This window comes from Methylobacterium sp. CCH5-D2, from assembly GCF_001556475.1.
In the GTDB taxonomy this organism is placed as follows: Bacteria; Pseudomonadota; Alphaproteobacteria; order Rhizobiales; family Beijerinckiaceae; genus Methylobacterium; species Methylobacterium hispanicum.
In genome coordinates this window covers 1-1213 of record NZ_LSIX01000958.1, presented here as the reverse complement: position 1 = coordinate 1213, position 1213 = coordinate 1, and the positions used below count along the sequence as shown (strand labels likewise).

At 72.2% G+C, this 1213-nt stretch carries 2 protein-coding genes; both read right to left on the bottom strand.

Annotated elements, in window-relative coordinates:
* The coding region (gene crcB, locus AX737_RS25825; protein ID WP_066926438.1) for a fluoride efflux transporter CrcB at positions 1–363 on the bottom strand (363 nt) is incomplete at its 3' end.
* A gap of 121 nt (positions 364–484) precedes the next feature.
* Positions 485–838, bottom strand: a complete 354-nt coding sequence (locus tag AX737_RS25820) for a hypothetical protein (RefSeq protein ID WP_066926437.1) — start codon at positions 836–838, stop codon at positions 485–487.
* Positions 839–1213 lie beyond the last annotated feature (375 nt).

Here is a 1213-nt window from a genome sequence, read left to right as displayed (position 1 = left end):
CTTCTCGACCTTCTCCCTCGATGCGGTCGCGCTCTGGCAGCGGGGCGAGGCCGCCACGTAGAGGAGGGCCGCGCCGCCCTCGCCCCGCTGCCAGAGCGCGACCGCATCGAGGGAGAAGGTCGAGAAGGTGGTGAAGCCGCCCAGGATCCCGGTGGTCAGGAACAGCCGCAGGGGCTGCGAGGCTTCGCCGCGCAGCGCGAAGGCACCGGCCAGCACGCCCATCAGGAACGATCCCGCGACGTTGATCAGCAGCGTGGCGAGCGGGAAGCCGATCGTCGGCAGGAGGCGCGCGACGGCGAGGTTCACCCCGTGGCGGACGCCCCCGCCCAGCCCGGCGCCGAGGATGACGAGGAACGCGTTCATGGCGATGTCCGGTGGCGGTCGGGCGATGGTCCGGCCGCCTTAGCGAAGGGCCCGCGCGGCTGTCAAAGCGCGCGGGCGATGCGGCAGGCTGGGTGCGGCGGCGCGTCGAGGCCCCGCATTCTCAGGCCCGGCGCGCCGCCGGGCCGCCGAGGCTGATCCGGGCCGATCCGCGCAGGCCGTGGCTCGGCGGGGCGTAGGGCCGGCGCGAGAGGTCGTGGAGCATGTTGCCGACGAGGCCGGCCGCGCGTCGCAGCGTCGCGCCCTCGCAGGTCGCCGCGATCCGGATGCCAAGCTCGTGCGTGTGGCTGCGGCCATAGAGGTAGACCGCGAGCCGCGCCCGCACGGCCTCGGGGATGCCCTCGACCAGTTCGTCCAGGGCATCCGCCTCGGCGCGGGCGATGCGGCCGAGGGTCTCCGGGGGGACGGGGCAGTCGCGGACGGGATCGTCGACGCTGAGCACGGCGGCTCGATTCATGGCGGCACCTTGGGATGAGAGGTTGCCTCGAGGGTGCCGTCGATTGGTTAACGAAGGGTAACGGATCGAGATGTCGCAAGGACAGTGGCGCGGGCGCTACAGTCTAAGCTTGGCCGTGCCGCCGCGAGCACTGAACGCGCCTCGTACCCACGCGTGTCCGGGGTCGATCAAGCCAGTCTAGAAGTTATGGGGGCGCAGGCGTGACCTGCAGGCTGCGGGCCGTGCGGGCGCGCGTCGCAGGATCCGGAGCGGGTCCCGGCATGCCGATGTGAAACGCGGCACTGCGAAGCTTGTTCCATCCGTTCCACCGAAGACGCGCGGGAACCGGTACGGCGGCGAGGCCACCGCGGTAGCGCTGGAGCGGCTGGTCTGAGC